Origin of the sequence: Stenotrophomonas sp. YAU14D1_LEIMI4_1 (genome assembly GCF_003086815.1) — a bacterium.
Lineage (GTDB): Bacteria > Pseudomonadota > Gammaproteobacteria > Xanthomonadales > Xanthomonadaceae > Stenotrophomonas.
Map to the genome: position 1 here is coordinate 3,529,057 of NZ_CP025997.1, position 14,106 is coordinate 3,543,162.

The 14,106-nt window shown below is 68.5% G+C and carries 12 protein-coding genes; 8 read left to right on the forward strand and 4 right to left on the reverse strand.

Features of this window, described 5'->3' with window-relative positions:
* Window positions 1-64 precede the first annotated feature (64 nt).
* The 3 genes from C1932_RS16275 to C1932_RS16285 are packed head-to-tail and all read left to right on the forward strand — an operon-like array spanning window position 65 to window position 2,675.
* Window positions 65-1,339 (forward strand): pyridoxal phosphate-dependent aminotransferase, encoded by a 1,275-nt coding sequence (locus tag C1932_RS16275; protein WP_026347275.1) that lies wholly within the window; start codon window positions 65-67, stop codon window positions 1,337-1,339.
* 3 nt (window positions 1,340-1,342) lie between these two features.
* Complete coding sequence (locus tag C1932_RS16280; RefSeq protein ID WP_108762859.1) at window positions 1,343-1,960, forward strand: SGNH/GDSL hydrolase family protein; 618 nt, start codon at window positions 1,343-1,345, stop codon at window positions 1,958-1,960.
* Between the two features lie 4 nt (window positions 1,961-1,964).
* On the forward strand, window positions 1,965-2,675 hold the full coding sequence (locus C1932_RS16285) for a class I SAM-dependent methyltransferase (RefSeq protein ID WP_108762860.1): 711 nt from the start codon (window positions 1,965-1,967) through the stop codon (window positions 2,673-2,675).
* 45 nt (window positions 2,676-2,720) lie between these two features.
* On the opposite strand, the gene C1932_RS16290 is transcribed toward C1932_RS16285, so the two are convergent.
* Window positions 2,721-3,500 (reverse strand): polysaccharide deacetylase family protein, encoded by a 780-nt coding sequence (locus tag C1932_RS16290; protein ID WP_108762861.1) that lies wholly within the window; start codon window positions 3,498-3,500, stop codon window positions 2,721-2,723.
* A gap of 59 nt (window positions 3,501-3,559) precedes the next feature.
* Between C1932_RS16290 and grxD the strand changes: the two genes are divergently transcribed.
* A complete protein-coding gene (gene grxD, locus C1932_RS16295) occupies window positions 3,560-4,486 on the forward strand; it encodes a Grx4 family monothiol glutaredoxin (protein ID WP_108754112.1) in 927 nt (308 codons plus the stop codon).
* 109 nt (window positions 4,487-4,595) lie between these two features.
* Here grxD and C1932_RS16300 read toward each other — a convergent pair whose 3' ends face one another.
* The 3 genes from C1932_RS16300 to C1932_RS16310 all read right to left on the reverse strand — a co-directional run bounded on the left by C1932_RS16300 (window position 4,596) and on the right by C1932_RS16310 (window position 9,462).
* Window positions 4,596-5,135, reverse strand: coding sequence for a DUF924 family protein (locus C1932_RS16300; protein ID WP_108750569.1), 540 nt, complete (start codon window positions 5,133-5,135; stop codon window positions 4,596-4,598).
* Window positions 5,136-5,179: 44 nt separating this feature from the next.
* On the reverse strand, window positions 5,180-5,956 hold the full coding sequence (locus tag C1932_RS16305) for an AMP nucleosidase (RefSeq protein WP_108754113.1): 777 nt from the start codon (window positions 5,954-5,956) through the stop codon (window positions 5,180-5,182).
* A 119-nt stretch (window positions 5,957-6,075) separates the two neighbouring features.
* Window positions 6,076-9,462, reverse strand: coding sequence for an autotransporter serine protease (locus tag C1932_RS16310; RefSeq protein WP_108762862.1), 3,387 nt, complete (start codon window positions 9,460-9,462; stop codon window positions 6,076-6,078).
* Between the two features lie 265 nt (window positions 9,463-9,727).
* Here C1932_RS16310 and C1932_RS16315 point away from each other — a divergent pair, with 265 nt between their 5' ends.
* The 4 genes from C1932_RS16315 (at window position 9,728) to C1932_RS16330 (ending at window position 14,081) form a co-directional block, all read left to right on the forward strand.
* Window positions 9,728-11,137 (forward strand): amidohydrolase, encoded by a 1,410-nt coding sequence (locus C1932_RS16315; RefSeq protein ID WP_108762863.1) that lies wholly within the window; start codon window positions 9,728-9,730, stop codon window positions 11,135-11,137.
* Window positions 11,137-12,408, forward strand: coding sequence for an amidohydrolase family protein (locus C1932_RS16320; RefSeq protein WP_108762864.1), 1,272 nt, complete (start codon window positions 11,137-11,139; stop codon window positions 12,406-12,408). Before C1932_RS16315 ends, C1932_RS16320 begins: the two co-directional genes overlap by 1 nt.
* Window positions 12,409-12,413: 5 nt before the next feature.
* Window positions 12,414-13,046 carry a 2-hydroxychromene-2-carboxylate isomerase gene (locus tag C1932_RS16325; protein WP_108762865.1) on the forward strand — a complete coding sequence of 211 codons (633 nt, stop codon included), beginning with the start codon at window positions 12,414-12,416 and terminating at the stop codon, window positions 13,044-13,046.
* A 93-nt stretch (window positions 13,047-13,139) separates the two neighbouring features.
* On the forward strand, window positions 13,140-14,081 hold the full coding sequence (locus C1932_RS16330; protein WP_108750563.1) for a DegV family protein: 942 nt from the start codon (window positions 13,140-13,142) through the stop codon (window positions 14,079-14,081).
* Window positions 14,082-14,106 lie beyond the last annotated feature (25 nt).

Genomic DNA, 14,106 nt, shown 5'->3' on the forward strand with positions numbered 1-14,106 from the left:
TTGCCATGCGCTGCACCGATTCCGGTAGGATGGAAGCCCCATGCCTTACGACGGCCCAGCCCCCATGTCCACCCCCTCGCCCAAGCCCCTGGCCATCCGCGAGCGCCTTTCCGAAGTGCGCTACGAAATCCGCGGAGAACTGGCCCGGCGAGCGCGGGAGCTGGAAGCGCAGGGCCGCAAGCTGATCAAGCTGAACATCGGTAACCCCGGCAACTTTGGTTTCCGTGCGCCCGAGCACCTGCAGCGCGCGATTGCCGATGACATGGGCCGTACCGACCCCTACACCCACCAGCAGGGCCTGCCGGTCGCGCGCGAAGCCATTGCCGCCGCGTATGCGCGCCGCGGTGCGCCCGATGCGCATCCGGACCGCGTGTTCGTCGGCAACGGCGTGAGCGAACTGATTGACCTGTCGCTGCGCGCACTGTTGAACCCGGGTGATGAAGTGCTGGTGCCCTCGCCGGACTACCCGCTGTGGTCGGCTGCGGCCATCCTCAACGACGGCCGCCCGGTGTACTACCGCTGCGCGCCGGAAAACGGCTTCCAGCCCGACCCGACCGAGATCGAGACGCTGGTGTCCTCGCGCACCCGCGCCATCGTTCTGATCAACCCGAACAACCCCAGCGGCGCCAGCTACCCGCGCGAACTGCTGGAGCGCGTGGTCGAGATCGCGCGCCGCCACAACCTGCTGCTGCTGGTCGATGAGATCTACGACCAGATCCTGTACGACGATGCGGTGTTCCAGCCGGTCGCGCCGCTGGCCGGCGACCACCCGTGCCTGACCTTCAGCGGCCTGAGCAAGGTGCACCGCGCCTGCGGCTGGCGCGTGGGCTGGGCGCACCTGAGTGGCGACGATGCGCGCCTGGGCGACTTCCGCGCCGCGCTGGACCTGCTCAGCGCGCTGCGCCTGTGTGCCAACGTGCCGGGCCAGTACGCCATCGACGCGGCGGTGAACGGCCCGGACACCATTTCCGAGCTGTGCGCCCCCGGCGGCCGTCTGTATGAAACCCGGCGTGCGGTGATCGAGGCCTGCGAGGCCAGCGAACACCTGTCGCTGGTTGCCCCTGCCGGCGCGTTGTACGCGTTCCCGGCCGTGGTCGGCGCCGCCGCCAAGGGCTTCGACGACCACACCTTCGCCCTGGACCTGATGAACAACGAAGGCGTGCTGGTGGTACCGGGCTCCAGCTTCAACGTGCCCTACCGCCACCACTTCCGCGTGACCCTGCTGCCGGAAGCCTCGGTGATGCGCGATGTATTCGCACGCATCGACCGGGTGCTGGCCCGCCGCGCCGAGGACGCCACCAAGGTCGTGCCGCTGAAGCCACGCCGTTCGGTGGCCTGAGCCGTGGCGCTGCGTTACCTGGCGCTGGGCGATTCGTACACGATCGGCGAAGCGGTGGACGTTGACGGTCGCTGGCCACACCAGCTGGCTGCGGCGCTGCGGGCCGAGGGCGTGGCACTGGCCGAACCGCAGACCATCGCGACCACCGGCTGGACCACCGATGAACTGGATGCGGGCATCGATGCAGCCGCGCCGCAGGGCCCGTTTGATTTCGTCAGCCTGCTGATCGGAGTGAACAACCAGTACCGGGGCCGTGCGCAGGACGAGTACCGCGCGCAGTTCCAGGCCCTTCTGCAGCGCGCGATCGGCTTTGCCGGCGGGCACGCCGAGCGCGTGCTGGTGCTGTCCTTTCCCGATTGGGGCTTCACCCCGTTCGGCGCCGGCAGTGGCCGCGATCTGGCCCAGGTAGCCGAGCAGACCGATGCCTTCAATGCGGCCGCTGCCGCGATCTGCGAAGCCCACGGCGTGGCGTTCGTGGATATCACCGACATCAGCCGTGCGCACGGCCACGACCCGGCGATGATTGCCGATGACGGGCTGCACCCTTCGGCGGCGATGTATGCGCTGTGGAGCGCGCGGGCGCTGCCGGTGGCCACGCGCCTGCTGGCCGGAGCCGGCTGAACCCATGGACGGCACGCCACGGAACGGCACACCGCTGCACTGTTCACCGCTCGATGCCGCACAGGCGCGGGCGATTGCCGAAGCCTTCCGGCCTGCGCAGGCCTGGGGCAACCGCCGCGATTACTACTACACCCGCGGCAAGCTGGGCAGCGATCCGTTGTACGACGGGGTGCTGCAGCACCTGCCCGACGATGGCCAGCCGCTGCTGGACCTGGGCTGCGGACTGGGCCTGTTCGCCCATGTGCTGCGCCAGCGTGGCCGCCGCGCACCGTATCTGGGTGTGGATGTGGACGCCGCCAAGATCGCCCGTGCACAGCGCGCCGGCGCCGGCCTGGCCGACGTGCAGTTCGATTGCCTGGATGTGCAGGCACCCTTGCCGGCACAACACGGCCACGTGCTGCTGCTGGACGTGCTGCAGTATCTGGATGCGCAGCCGCAGTTGCAGCTGCTGAAGGCCGCCAGCGCGCGCGTGGCCCCCGGCGCGCGATTGCTGCTGCGCACGCCACTGGCCACCGGCGACCGCCGCGACCGTACCACCCGGGTGGCCGACCGGCTGGCCTGGCTGGTGGGTTGGATGGGCACGCGCCCGCGACACTACCCGGACCCGGCGCAGTTGCGCGCCACCCTGGCCGACTGCGGCCTGCAGGTCGGCCAGGTGCGTCCGCTGCATGGGCGCACACCGTTCAACAGTTGGCTGCTGGTGGCCCAGCGCTAGCGCCGGGCCCTGCCCGGCGGCATGCGCGGATGCCCGGCGAGCGCGTTACCCGGCCGGCAGTTCGGCCTTCAGGCCACGCTCGTCCAACACCTGCAGCACCCGTTCGATGATGGCCAGGTTGTGCCCGTGCGCGGCGCCTTCATGCAGCAGCACGATGGCACCGGGCTGCAGATCGGGCAGCAGGCGCGCCAGCACGCCGTCGGGGGTGCAGCCCACGCCGTCGAAACCGCGCGCGCTCCAGCCCACCCGCACCAGACCCAGCGCCTTCAGCGCGGGGGCCACGAAGGGGTTGGTCATGCCCACCACCGAGCGGTACCAGCGCATGGGCCGGCCGGCGACCGCCTGCAGGGCATGGTGGCAGGCCTCGATCTCGGCCCGCATCGCTGCCGGGCCCAGCCGCCAGAAGCGGGTCTGCGGGTGGGTGTGGCTGTGGTTGCCCAGGTCGTGGCCGCGGCGCAGGATCTCGGCCACCAAGGCCGGATGCGCCAATGCGCGTTCGCCCACCAGGAAGAACGTGGCCCTGGCCTGGTGGCGATCCAGCAGGTCCAGCACGGCCGGGGTCTCGGCGCTGGGGCCGTCGTCGATGGTCAGCCAGACGCTGTTGCCGGTGGCCGGCAGGCGGTCGAGCACCGGCGCGTAGAAGCGGCTGTTGGGCAGGAACACCGGCACCAGGAACAGCGCGTGGCTGGCTGCCATCAACGGCAACCCCCACACCCATCCAGCCCACCACCAGAGCAGGATCACGGCCAGCTGCGACGCCACCAGCCAGGGCAGCCAGCGCCAGGGCCGGGACGGGATGCGATGCAATGTTCCTGCGTTGGTCATGCCCCATGATGCCATGGGGCGTAGAATGAGCGATTCGAATTTCCCGGACCACGACTGCCATGTCCCTCGATCCCGCCCTGCGTTCGCGCATCGAATCCCTCCTCAACGCCAACCGCGTCGTGCTGTTCATGAAGGGCCAGCCGTCCATGCCGCAGTGCGGTTTCTCGGCCAAGGCCGTGGGAGCCCTGCAGGATCTGGGCGTGGATTTCGCCCACGTGAACGTGCTGGCCGACCAGGAGATCCGTGAAGGCATCAAGGCCTACGGCGACTGGCCGACCATCCCGCAGCTGTACATCGACGGCGAACTGGTCGGCGGCAGCGACATCGTGCTGCAGATGGCCGCCAGCGGCGAACTGAGCAGCGTGCTGGGCCTGGCCGCACCGGACCGCACGCCGCCGCGCATCACCGTGACCCCGGCCGCAGTGGAAATGCTGAAGGGCGCGCTGGCCGATGCCCCCGGTGCCTCGCTGCAGCTGACCATCGATGCACGCTTCCAGCCGAACTTCCAGCTGGCCCCGCATGACGACAGCGCCATCGCTGCCGAATCCAACGGTCTGCGCGTGCAGTTCGATCTGTCCAGCGCGCGCCGCGCCGACGGCATCACCATCGACTGGGTGGACGATATCCGCGGCAAGGGCCTGGCCATCGACAACCCGAACGCGCCCAAGCCGGTGCAGGAAATCAGCGTGCGCGACGCCGACGATCTGGTGCGCGCCGGCAACGTGACCCTGGTGGACGTGCGCCCGGCCGACGAACGCGCGATCGCCGCGGTGGGCGTGCCGTTCAAGAGCTTCGACGGCAACGGCCGTGCCGAGCTGGAAGCCCTGCCCAAGGACACCGCGCTGGCCTTCCTGTGCCACCACGGTGGCCGCAGTGCGCAGGCTGCCGAACAGTTCCGCACCCTGGGCTTCACCAAGGTCTTCAACGTGACCGGCGGCATCGATGCCTGGTCGGACGAAGTGGACAACGGCGTGCCGAAGTACTGATCGACGCCGGCACGGGGTCAGAGCCCTTTCCTGCGGAAAGGGATCTGACCCCAGCACAGAAAACGCCGGCATCCGCCGGCGTTTTTTTGCATCCACGCAGGGCGTGGGTCTACCCCGCGAAGCCACCTTCGGCCAGGTAGTCCAGCTCTTCCGGGCTGGGAATGCGCCCCAGCACTGCGTTGCGGTGCGGGAAGCGGCCGAAGCGGCGGATGATGTCGCGGTGCAGTTCGGCGTACTGCAGGTATTCCTTGTCGCCCAGCACGTCGAACATGGCCACCGAACGATCCTGGTCGAACGGATCTTCGGAATGCTCGAACGGCAGGTAGATGAAGGCGCGCAGCTTGGGCACCAGCTGCAGGTCCAGGCCTTCTTCGATGGCACGCATGGCGTAGTGCCGGGCCAGGCCATCGGTGGCATAGGAATGGGCGGTACCGCGGAAGCAGTTGCGCGGGAACTGGTCCAGCAGCAGCATCAGCGCCAGCGCGCCTTCGGCACTGCCCAGCCAGTGTTCGCGGCCACGCGCTGCGGCGGCGTAATGCTCGTCCAGGAAGCGCTCGCGGAAACGCGCGTCGAACGCATCGTCGCGCGCGAACCACTTGGCCGGACCGGCCTCGCTCCAGAATTCCACCACTTGCGCGGCAACGTCCATCACCTACTCCCAGGGCCCCGCGCGCCGCGCCAGGCCGTCATCAATCATTCGTCAAAGCGCAGGTGGCGGACCGACTTGCCGTTGCGCCGGATAAGCTTAAGCGCCTCGATACCGATCTGGATATGGTTTTCCACGAACTGGGAGCTGACCTTGGCGTCGGAGGCCTCGGTCTTCACCCCGTCCGGGATCATCGGCTGGTCGGACACCAGCAGCAGGGCGCCGCTGGGAATGTGGTTGGCAAAGCCGGCGGCGAACACGGTGGCCGTTTCCATGTCGATGGCCATGCAGCGCATGGCCCGCAGCCGTTCCTTGAAGGCCTCGTCGTGTTCCCAGACCCGGCGGTTGGTGGTGTACACCGTGCCGGTCCAGTAGTCGTGGCCCAGGTCGCGGATCATGGTGGACACCGCACGCTGCAGGGCAAAGGCCGGCAAGGCCGGCACTTCCGGCGGCAGGTAGTCGCCCGAGGTGCCTTCGCCACGGATGGCGGCGATCGGCAGCACCAGGTCGCCCAGCGCGTTCTTGCGCTTCAGGCCGCCACACTTGCCCAGGAACAGCACCGCCTTGGGCATCACCGCCGACAGCAGGTCCATGATGATGGCCGCGTTGGGGCTGCCCATGCCGAAGTTGATCAGGGTGATGCCATCGATGGTGGCACTGGCCATGGGCCGGTCCAGGCCGACGATGGGCGCCCCGGTCAGTTCGGAAAAGGTGTGCAGGTAGCCGCCGAAGTTGGTCAGCAGGATGTGCTCGCCAAACTGGTCCAACGGCACGCCGGTATAGCGTGGCAGCCAGTTGTCGACGATTTCCTGTTTGCTCTTCATGCCCGGTCCGGTGCTGCAGGGGGGGCCATTGTAGGCAACGCTGCACCTGCCCTGCCACACAAAGAAAGGGGGCGGCCCTGCGGCCGCCCCCCTCTAATTCCCCTGCGGGAACCGGTGGCTTAGAAGCGCACCGACCAGCGCAGGTTGGCACCGTGGTCGCGGCTTTCGTCGCCGAACTGGCCGCTGTAGCCCAGTTCCAGCTGCTGCTTGGCGGTCAGCCAGGCCGACAGGCCCAGTTCGGCCACCACCGCGCTGTCGGCGATGGGGGCACCGTTGACCACGAAGCTGTCACCGCCGCTGGCAAAGCCCAGGCGGGCGGCCGGGTTGCGGTCGCCGCTGGCGTGGCGATAGGCCACCGCGCCGCGCACGTGCAACCAGCTGTCCTGCTGGAACGAAGCCTTCAGGCCCTTGTCGAAGCGCACACCGGCCGTGGCCAGGGTGGTGCGCACGTCATCCACCGAACCCTGCAGGGCCGCGGCACCGCCACGCTCGTTCACGTGCTTGGTGTCCACTTCCACGCGGGCCACCTGCAGGTACGGCTCCAGGCCGGCCTCGCGGCCGCCGAAGCGGTAGGCCGCTTCGATGAAGGCCTGGCGGGTACGCGCGTCGTAACGGGCGCTCAGGGTGTCGCTGTAACCGGCGAAGGCCAGCTCACGGGTGCTGTCCACCTCGTGTTCGCTCCAGGCCAGGCCGCCACGCAGGCCGAAACCGCCCCAGTTGTGGCTGGCGTAGGCACCGAAGTGGGTGTTGTCCACCTTCGACTTGGCACGGCGGCCTTCGCCCTGCTTCACGTCGGTACGGCCGGTACCGGCCAACACGCCCACCTGCCAGCCGCCGAACTCGCGGTCGGCACCGACCAGCAGGCCGTTGCTGTTGGCTTCGGTGCGGGCGGTGTTGCTGTTGCCGTCCAGGGTGGTGCTGCCGGCCAGGGCCTGCACCCACACGCCGGTGGCGTCGCCGCCTTCGGCACCCGGTGCAGCGGCACCGGCACGGCGGGCCAGCGCGGCATCACGCACGTAGCGGCTGCTTTCCAGCAGGGCCACGCTGGTGGCGGCGTGCAGTTCGCCGCTCAGGCTGTCCAGTGCGCTGCCCACCTGTTCCGGGAACAGCATGGTCAGCGGACGCGGCAGGCCCTGGTTGACCGCCAGGCCGTCGGCCACGGTGGCCACGGCCAGCTGGTTGGCGGTGGTGGCCGAAGTGGCCAGCGCGTTGCCGCGGGTCACTTCAATGCGCGCGCCAGCGGCGGTGTAGGCCAGGCTGAACTGCATGAAGGGCGAGAAGGCGCTGAAATCGGTGGTGGCGAACTGACCGTTCACGCCGCCGTCGGCCTGGATGAAGTTGAACTGCTCGCCCAGGTAGTAGATGCCCGGTTCCGGCAGCGCCACCAGGGTGCCGCCCAGGGTGGCGGTACCGGTCACGTGCAGCTGGTCGCTGCGGCTGCCCGGGGCCACTTCGGCCTGGTACACGCCGGTGGCGGTCTGCACGTAGTCACCGTTGATGGTGAGCGTACCGATGGAGTTGCCCGGGGCGATGATGCCGGCCACGGTGGTGTCACCCAGCTGGCCCACGCCCTTCAGCGTGCCCTTTTCGCCGACGAAGGTGCTGCCGCCGGTCTGCACGCCGTTGAACGACACCACGCCGCCGGTGACGGTCAGGTCCGAGCCGTCCAGCACGCCGGTGGTGGTGATGCGGCTGTTGCCGCCCAGGCTGTTCAGCGCGGTGTTCTGCAGGGTGCCGTTGAGCAGGAAGGTACCGCCGGTCACGTCCACGGCGCTGGTCAGCGTGTTCACGCCGTCCAGTTCCAGCACGCCTTCGCGCACCACCGCGCCGTTGAAGCTGTTGTCGCCGCTCAGGCGCAGCCAGCCGATGCCGCTCTTGGTCAGCTTGCCGGGGCCGCCGATGTCATTGGTCCAATCGTCCCATGCATCGCCTTCCCACACCTTCAGGCCGCCGGCCTTCTGGTTCATCACCACGTCGGTGTCCACGCGCAGCGAGCCGTAGCCTTCCACGGCTGCGGCCAGGTTCATCAGGCCCCAGCCGTAGACATCGTCCACGCCTTCGGCGCCCAGGTCGGTGGCGGTGGTCAGCAGCACGTCGCGCACCTGCGCGCTGTCCAGGTACGGGAAGCGCTCGAACAGCAGGCCCAGCGCGCCGGTGACGTGCGGGGCGGCCATGGAGGTGCCGCTCAGTTCCTGGTAATCGGACGACGGGGTCTGGCTGATGATGTCCACCACCAGGTTGCCGTTGTCGTCGTAGAAGTCGCCTTCGATCACCGAGTCGGGACCGTACACGGTCGAATTGATGTTCGAACCCGGTGCGGCAAGGCACCAGTTCGCGGCCAGACCGCAGCGCATCGAGCGGTTGCTCAGCTCCAGGTCTTCATTGACGTTGACCACGGCCAGCCAGTACGGCTCGATGTCGGCGATGGCGCGCGGCAGCGAGGCATACATGCCGGCGATCGGCGCTTCTTCCGGCGAGGTGTTGGGCGCATCGGTGTTGCCGGCGGCCCAGACCTGGATCAGGCCGCTGCTGCGCGAACCTTCGGCCATCGCGGCCAGACTGGCGGCGAACACCGGGTGCGACTGGTACATGTCCAGGTCTTCAGCGGTGGTCGGCTCGTTGGCCAGGCCCCAGCTGTGGTTGATCGCGCGCACGCCCTGTTCGTTCATCTGCGCGTACAGCTGCGGGTAGATCGAATCATCGGCCTGGATGGCGGCGATGGTCTGCTCGTCCAGGTACAGGCTGCCGCCGATATTCACCACCGACAGGTAGGTGGCGCTGTTGGAGAACAGGCGGGCCACGCTCAGGTCGGCGCCGAAAGCCACGCCGTGGGTGCCGTTGCCATCGCGGTTGGCGGCGATGGTGCCCGACACGTGGGTGCCGTGGATGTTGTAGCTCAGGCCTTCGTAGAAGCCGTTGCGTTCCAGCAGCGCGGCGTAGTCCGGATCCAGCACCTGGTAGGACACGGCCACCTGGTCACCGTCACTGGCGAAGCAGGCATCCGGGCCATCCAGTACTTCGCGTGCGCACAGGCTGCCATCGGCCAGCACGTCGGCCAGGTGGATGCTGCGGTGGTCCTTGCCGGCGAACTCGTCGTGCTCCAGCCCGGTGCCGCTGTCGAACACGCCCAGGCGGATGCCGGTGCCGGTCAGGCCGCGTGCGTAAGCCACATCGGCGTTGATCGCCTGCAGGCCCCAGTCGCTGTTGAATTCGGTGGTGCGCCAGCTGGCGGCATCACCCGGCGTGCCCATGATGGGTTCCGGATCGACTTCAACGTCGGCGGCAGTGATTTTCAGCGACGGCGAAGCAGTGAGGACCGGTGCGGCGAACGCGGCCTGCAGGCTGCGCTGGGCCTGGTAACGCAACAGCGCGTCTGCGTTGCTGTCCTGGGCCAGGGCTGGCAGGGCGGCGGCCATCAGCAGCGAGCCAACGATGGCCGAGGCCAGGGGGGACGGGAGGAAGGAGCGGCGGGAAGCGGTGGAACGATACGTCGGGGAGACAGTCATCTGCAGTTACGTCCTTGATTCCATGGAATATTTCAGGTGCAGCTCCGTCATGGAGCAGTGGAAAGAACACCCTCGCGGCGGATCAGCGCGCGCTAACCCACCGGGTGATAGCGGCAGGTATCACAAAAAATTAATGCTTGATTCACAATTTCTGTATAGGAAAATTCCTACCCCACCCTTTCCGGCCCCTGTCCAAGGTCACTTGGCAAGTGGCATCGACGACAGATAGCGTCGCTGGAATCACGAGTGGGGTGTGGGGATCTGCATGGCATCGAGGGTGTTGCGCGCCGCGGTTGGGCTGGCGCTGGTTTCGTTGACTTCGGCGCCGGCCGTGGGTGCGTCGCGCTTCGTGGCCGATCCCTACCCCAGCACCTACCGGGCCCAGCCAGGCACGCCGGTGCTGATCCACAACGCCACCGTGCTGACCGGCACCGGCCAACGCCTGGACAATGCCGACGTGCTGCTGCGCGATGGCCGCATCGTGGCGGTCGGCCCGCAGCTGCAGGCCGATGCGGGCGTCACCCGCATCGATGCGCAGGGCAAGTGGGTCACCCCCGGCCTGATCGACGTGCATTCGCACCTGGGTGTCTATCCCAGCCCCGGTGTGAGCGCGCACAGCGATGGCAACGAGATGACCGCACCGGTTACCGCCAACGTCTGGGCCGAGCATTCGGTGTGGCCGCAGGACCCCGGCTTCCAGGCCGCGCTGGCCGGAGGCGTGACCAGCATGCAGGTGCTGCCCGGTTCGGCCAATCTGGTGGGCGGGCGCGGGGTGGTGCTGAAGAACGTGCCCGCCACCACCTACCAGGCGATGAAATTCCCCGGCGCGCCGTGGGGGCTGAAGATGGCCTGCGGCGAAAACCCCAAGCGCGTCTACGGCGGCGGCAAGGGCGTGGCCCCCGGCACCCGCATGGGCAACGTGGCCGGCTACCGCGCCGCCTTCATCGATGCCGCCGACTACATCGCCAAGAACAGCCCGAAGCCGGCCAAGCGCAAGGGCTGGTTCGGCAGCGACAAGGGCGACAGCGCCGGTGATGCCGGCGGCAAGCGCGACCTGAAGCTGGACACCCTGGCCGGGGCGATCCAGGGCGATATCCGCGTGCACATCCATTGCTACCGCGCCGACGAAATGGCCACCATGCTCGACCTGGCCAAGGAATTCGGCTTCAAGGTCGCCGCCTTCCACCATGGCGTGGAAGCCTACAAGCTGGCCGACCGCCTGGCCGCCGACGGCGTCTGCGGCGCCCTGTGGGCCGACTGGTGGGGCTTCAAGATGGAAGCCTTCGATGGCATTGCCGAGAACATCGCACTGGTGGACCGGCCGCAGAACAGCTGCGCCATCGTCCATTCCGATTCCCCCGAAGGCATCCAGCGCTTGAACCAGGAAGCGGCCAAAGTGATCGCCGCCGCGCGGCGCGCGCAGATGCCGGCGATCGCCCCCGAACGGGCGATCACCTGGATGACCGCCAATGCGGCCAAGGCGTTGGGCATCGAGGGCCAGACCGGCACACTGGAGGCCGGCAAGATGGCCGACGTGGTGGTGTGGAACGGCAATCCGTTCAGTTCCTATGCCCTGGCCGAACAGGTGTTCATCGATGGGCGGCGCTTGTATGACCGCAGCGTGCCCGAGGCCGCGCCGCGTTCTGATTTCCAGCTTGGCCAGGAGGTGCGCTGATGGGCATGTTGAACAAGCGCCGCCGGCCATGGCCCGGCGCTACCGCCGCGCTGTTGCTGCTGCTGGCCGGTACGGCGTCGGCGCAGGACCTGCTGGTGCGCAATGCCACGGTGCATACCGCCGGCGCGCGCGGCAGCCTGCAGAACAGCGACGTGCTGGTACAGGGCGGGCTGATCCGCGCGGTCGGGCCGAGTCTGGTTGCACCGGCCGGGGTAACGGTGGTGGAGGCCAACGGTCGCCCGCTGACCCCGGCCCTGTTCGGTGGCATCACCGAGATCGGCATTGAGGAAGTGTCCGGTGAATCGAGCACGGTGGACAGCACGCTGAAGATCGGCGAACAGCCGTTGCGGCCGGAATTCGACGTCACCCTGGCCTACAACCCGGCCTCGGTGCTGGTGCCGGTGGCACGCCTGGATGGCATCGGCTTCACCGCGCTGGGCGCGCATACCGGCGGCGGCTTCGTGGCCGGCCAGGGCGGCGTGGTGCGGTTGGACGGCAGCGCCGATCCGATCGGCCCACGTGCCTTGTACCTGCGCCTGGGGGCGGCGGCTGCGGAACTGACCGGACAGTCGCGTGCCGCCCAGTGGATGCTGCTGCAGCAGATGGTGGACGAGGCCCGCGGCCAGGTCCCGGCCGATTCACCGCATGCGCTGCTGACCCCGGCCGGGCGGCGCACGCTGGCCCGCTACCTGGGTGGCCAGGGCCGCATCGTGGTGGAGGTGGACCGCGCCGCCGACATCCGCCAGCTGCTGCGCTGGGCCGCGCGCGAGAAGGTGAAGATCGCCATTGCCGGCGGCGCTGAAGCCTGGCAGCTGGGGCCGGACCTGGCCGCTGCGCAGGTGCCGGTGTTCGTGGATGCGCTGGGCAACCTGCCCAGCACCTTCGACCAGATCGGCGCCAGCCTGGAAAACGCCGCGCGGCTGCAGCGGGCCGGCGTGCCGGTGGCCTTCGCCCAGCGCGAGGACGCTTCGCACAACGCGCGCAAGATGCGCCAGCTGGCCGGCAATGCGGTGGCCAACGGCCTGCCCTGGGCCGATGGCCTGGCCGGCCTGACCCGCGTACCGGCGCAGGTGCTGGGCGTGGCCGACCAGATCGGCAGCATCGAACCGGGCAAGCGCGCCGACCTGGTGCTGTGGGAAGGCGACCCGCTGGATGTGGCGCACTATGCCGAACAGGTCTGGCTGGGCGGCCGCGCCATGCCCATGCGCTCGCGCCAGACCGAACTGCGTGACCGCTACCTGCAGCGCGCCACCCAGCCCCGACCGAGATAACACCGATGGCCACCCTGCGCTGGTACTTCGACTTCGTTTCGCCCTATTCCTACCTGCATTGGCAGAAGCTGAAGCAGTTGCCGCAGTTCACGCGCATCCAGCCGGTGCCGATCGCCTTCGGCGCGATCCTGCACCACCTGGGCAACCTGGGGCCGGCCGAGATTCCGGCCAAACGCCGCTTCATCTACCGCCAGCTGCTGTGGACCGCGCAGGCCGAAGGCACACCACTGCGCTTCCCACCGGGGCATCCGTTCAACCCGCTGGCCGTGCTGCGCCTGTGCCTGGCCGCCGGCGGCAGTGCGCAGGCGGTGGATGTGCTGTTCGACTGGATCTGGCGCGGCGGCAACAGCGCCGACAGCGCCCAGGCCCTGCGCGAACCGGCGCAACGGCTGGGCGTGGATGACGTAGAAGCCGCCCTGGCCGACCCGGCCATCAAGGAACAGCTGCGCCGCAACACCGACGCGGCCATCGACGCCGGCGTGTTCGGCGTGCCGACCCTTTCCATCGACGGCGAACTGTTCTGGGGCAACGATGCGCACCCGATGATGGCCGCGGTGCTGGCCGACCCCGGCCTGCTGCTGCAGCCGGAATGGCAGCACGTGATAACGCTTCCAGTGGCGGTACAGCGCAATCGCTGAACAGGCATGGCGTAATTCCCTCGCGCGCCCGGCTTGGTTTTGAGATAGTTTTCACACTTTCCGAACCTACAACCGCCCTGGAGGGGGAGCCGGATGCGCATCGGAATCGTCGTTGATTCGGCCTGCGACCTGCCGCAGGACTTCATTGCCGCGCACAACATCGTGCTGCTGCCGATCACCGTTCGCATTGGCGAAGCGGTGCTGGCCGACCACCGTGATGAGCAGGCCACGCTCAGCTTCCTGCACGCGCACGTGGCCGAGCACGGTGCCGAGGCGGAAACCATTCCCTTCAGCGTGAACCAGATCCGCGATCTGTTCCTGCAGCAGCTGGTGATCGATTACGACCACGTGTTCTGCATGACCATCACCAAGACCCGCAGCCCGATCCACGACAACGCGCTGCAGGCCAGCTTCGCCATCCTCAACGACTACAAGCCGGTGCGGCAGGCGGCGGGCTTCAATTCGCCGTTCGCGCTGCGCGTGCTGGACACCCAGAACCTGTTCGCCGCGCAGGCGGTCACCGCCATCGAAGCGGTGCGCCTGCGCGACAGCGGCGCCAGCGTGCAGCAGATCCGCGAGCGGCTGGAAGCGCTGGCCGGCAACGTGCACGGCTACATGGTCACCCGCGATCTGTACTACATGCGCGCGCGTGCCCGGCACAAGGGCGACCGCAGTGTGGGCCTGATCAGCGCCGCACTGGGCAGCGCACTGGACATCAAGCCGGTGCTGCACGGTTACCGCGGCGAAACCGGCCCGGTGGCCAAGATCAAGGGCTTCGACAATGCGGTGCAGAAGCTGTTCGGCGTGGTCGGCAAGCGCGTGCGTGCCGGCCTGATGACCCCCACGGTATGCGTGAGCTACGGCGGTGAACTGGACGAACTGCGTGCCCTGCCCGGCTATGCGGCGCTGAAGGAAACCTGTGCCGCGCACGGCGTGGCCGTGTACGAAGCGGTGATGAGCCTGACCGGCATGGTGAACGTGGGCAAGGGCGCGGTGACGGTGGGCTTCGCCGACGGCCCGCACGCCTTCGATTGACGGCGCGCGCCTACACGCGCGTTGC

Bases quoted from the DNA above. Each gene is read 5' to 3' on its own strand.
- C1932_RS16275 (WP_026347275.1), top strand. From the start codon at position 65: ATGTCCACCCCCTCGCCCAAGCCCCTGGCCATCCGCGAGCGCCTTTCC.
- C1932_RS16285 (WP_108762860.1), top strand. From the start codon at position 1,965: ATGGACGGCACGCCACGGAACGGCACACCGCTGCACTGTTCACCGCTC.
- C1932_RS16290 (WP_108762861.1), bottom strand. From the start codon at position 3,500: ATGACCAACGCAGGAACATTGCATCGCATCCCGTCCCGGCCCTGGCGC.
- grxD (WP_108754112.1), top strand. From the start codon at position 3,560: ATGTCCCTCGATCCCGCCCTGCGTTCGCGCATCGAATCCCTCCTCAAC.
- C1932_RS16300 (WP_108750569.1), bottom strand. From the start codon at position 5,135: ATGGACGTTGCCGCGCAAGTGGTGGAATTCTGGAGCGAGGCCGGTCCG.
- C1932_RS16305 (WP_108754113.1), bottom strand. From the start codon at position 5,956: ATGAAGAGCAAACAGGAAATCGTCGACAACTGGCTGCCACGCTATACC.
- C1932_RS16310 (WP_108762862.1), bottom strand. From the start codon at position 9,462: ATGACTGTCTCCCCGACGTATCGTTCCACCGCTTCCCGCCGCTCCTTC.
- C1932_RS16315 (WP_108762863.1), top strand. From the start codon at position 9,728: ATGGCATCGAGGGTGTTGCGCGCCGCGGTTGGGCTGGCGCTGGTTTCG.
- C1932_RS16320 (WP_108762864.1), top strand. From the start codon at position 11,137: ATGGGCATGTTGAACAAGCGCCGCCGGCCATGGCCCGGCGCTACCGCC.
- C1932_RS16325 (WP_108762865.1), top strand. From the start codon at position 12,414: ATGGCCACCCTGCGCTGGTACTTCGACTTCGTTTCGCCCTATTCCTAC.
- C1932_RS16330 (WP_108750563.1), top strand. From the start codon at position 13,140: ATGCGCATCGGAATCGTCGTTGATTCGGCCTGCGACCTGCCGCAGGAC.